The 3,071-nt window shown below is 42.7% G+C and carries 1 protein-coding gene; it reads left to right on the top strand.

The genetic code is table 11. The annotated features are described in order from the left end of the window. On the top strand, positions 1-2,538 hold a 2,538-nt coding region (locus tag CXF78_RS18435; RefSeq protein ID WP_102037573.1), incomplete at its 5' end, for an efflux RND transporter permease subunit. Between the last annotated feature and the right edge of the window lie 533 nt (positions 2,539-3,071).

Here is a 3,071-nt window from a genome sequence, read left to right as displayed (position 1 = left end):
ATACGTGAGCAAAATGCCCAAATATCAGCAGGGCAATTAGGTGGTGCTCCGTCGGTTGCTGGTCAAGAACTTAACGCGACCGTATCAGCACAGAGCCGCTTGCAAACCCCAGAGCAATTTAAGCAAATTATTGTTAAATCTGACTCATCAGGTGCTAACGTTTATTTAGGTGATGTTGCTAGAGTTGAGTTAGGTGCAGAAAGCTACGCGGTTGACTCATATTACAATGGTAAGCCAGCGTCGGGCCTTGCATTCAAGCTGGCTACAGGCGCGAATGCGTTAGATACGGCAGAAGGCATTAAAGCCAAAGTTAATGAGATGAAAGAGTTTTTCCCTCAGGGACTTGAAGTCGTTTATCCCTATGATACAACGCCATTCGTAGAGCAATCGATTGAAGGTGTTGTGCACACATTGATTGAAGCCATTGTATTGGTCTTCTTGATTATGTATCTGTTCCTTCAAAACTTCAGAGCAACGCTTATTCCTACCATTGCGGTACCAGTAGTATTGCTAGGTACGTTTGCGGTGCTATCCGCTGCTGGTTTCACCATCAACACTTTAACCATGTTTGCCATGGTATTGGCCATTGGTTTGCTGGTGGACGATGCAATTGTGGTGGTGGAAAACGTCGAACGCGTGATGTCGGAAGAAGGCTTAAGTCCACTGGAAGCGACCCGTAAATCGATGGATCAAATTACCAGTGCCTTAGTGGGTATTGGTTTGACCCTGTCAGCTGTATTTGTACCAATGGCATTTATGTCTGGGTCGACTGGTGTTATTTATCGTCAGTTCTCGATCACCATTGTATCGGCGATGGCCTTGTCGGTGTTTGTGGCAATTGTACTTACGCCAGCATTATGCGCCACCATGCTAAAGCCTGTTAAAAAAGGTCATACTCACGCTGATACCGGTTTCTTCGGGTGGTTTAACCGCAAGTTTGATGCAATGACCTCTCGTTATGAATCAAGTGTGGGAAGTATTTTAAAGCGCTCATTCCGTGTCATGTTGATCTACGTTGGCTTGGTTATCGCAGTGGCTTGGATTTTCTTACGCATGCCAACCGCATTTTTACCCGACGAAGACCAAGGTATCTTGTTCACTCAAGCTATTTTGCCAACCAACTCAACCCAAGAAAGCACGGTTAAGGTATTAAAAGATGTATCCGACTATTACCTTACCGAAGAAAAAGACCTGGTAAATTCAGTGTTTACTGTTGCGGGCTTTAGTTTTGCGGGTTCTGGTCAAAACATGGGTATTGCGTTTGTGAGCCTAAAAGATTGGTCCACACGTGAAGCGCCTGGTGAAGATGTTAAGTCGTTAGCGGGTCGAGCCATGGGCCGTTTTATGCAAATTAAAGAAGCGTTAGTGTTTGCTTTTGTGCCGCCATCAGTGATTGAACTGGGTACCGCAAATGGTTTTGACGTCTACTTAAAAGACTTAAATGGTCAAGGACATGGCAAGTTAATTGAGGCGCGTAATCAATTATTAGGTATGGCTGCACAAAACCCTAACCTTGTTGGGGTGCGTCCAAATGGCCAAGAAGATGCGCCCATCTATAAAATTAATGTTAATCACGCCAAATTACGTGCATTAGACATTGATATTAATAGTGTGAACAGTGTCTTGGGTACCGCGTGGGGTGGGTCGTATGTGAATGACTTTATCGACCGTGGGCGAGTGAAAAAGGTTTATATCCAGGGTGAGGCTAAATATCGTATGCAACCTGGGGACTTAGACTCTTGGTATGTGCGCAACAATAATGGTGAAATGGTGCCATTTTCGGCATTCGCCTCAGGTTCCTGGGAGTTTGGTTCTCCTCAGTTACAACGTTTTAACGGTGTGCCTGCGGTTAATATTCAAGGCGCTACCGCCCCGGGCTACAGTACCGGTGCTGCGATGGATGCACTTGAAGAAATGGCAGAGAAGCTTCCACCTGGCTATGGCTTAGAGTGGAATGGTTTGTCGTACGAAGAGCGTTTATCGGGTAACCAAGCACCTAGCTTATATGCCTTATCTATTCTAATCGTATTTTTAGTGTTAGCTGCATTGTATGAAAGCTGGTCGGTACCATTATCGGTCGTCTTAGTCGTACCACTCGGGATTATAGGTGCATTGTTGGCAATGAGTGCTCGTGGTTTACCTAATGACGTATTTTTCCAAGTAGGCTTGTTAACCACGGTGGGCTTGGCGACTAAAAATGCCATTCTAATTGTCGAGTTTGCTAAGGAATACTACGAGAAAGGCTCTGGCTTAATTGAGGCAACCTTGCATGCTGTGAGAGTACGTTTACGCCCAATTCTGATGACCTCTTTAGCATTTGGTTTAGGTGTTGTGCCATTAGCGATTAGCTCAGGAGTAGGCTCTGGTAGCCAAAATGCCATCGGTACTGCGGTATTGGGCGGTATGATGACCTCCACCTTCTTAGGTATCTTCTTTGTGCCGTTATTCTTTGTGGTGGTTGAACGCATTTTCAGTAAGCGTGAAAAACCCACTGAAGAGGAAAATGAAAAAGTTGATAATGATAGAAAAGATATTTAATTTTTTACATTATTGATTGTTAAAAGCCCAGTTTTGCTGGGCTTTTTTGTGACTATTGTTTCTCTATTGATGCAGCTGCTAATGAATAGCGTTAATGGTGTTAAGTCAGCATTATTAAACGATATTTTGATTGTTTGAGCAGGGAAAACTTTAAATGTGTTTAAAAAACACTCTTGTTAAAATGCTTTTAGGTAGTTGATAAAGTTAAAGATTAAAATTTAAACTGTACAGTATTCAACCGTGCTAGTACTGTTGTTTGTGTTATAGTTAAGATCTGAATCAAAACAGCTTATTAACATCTATTGGTGTTTGGCTTACTCTTTTGTGGTTTCTTTTTAGCAAAGGTATCGCCGATAAAGATGAACTTTTGATTAAATAATGATTATGATAGTGAATAACAATAATAAAGGATGTCACCATGCAGGTGCTTTTTATAAGCTTCACTTTAGCCGCTATTCTGGCTTATCTTTGGTATGCCAGTTTACTCAAAAAACGCACTTCAGCCATTGAAGCGCTAAAAGTGATCGACTCAA

The organism is Shewanella sp. 11B5, assembly GCF_002836795.1.
Classification (GTDB): domain Bacteria; phylum Pseudomonadota; class Gammaproteobacteria; order Enterobacterales; family Shewanellaceae; genus Shewanella; species Shewanella frigidimarina.
This window is presented reverse-complemented; position numbering and strand designations above follow the sequence as displayed.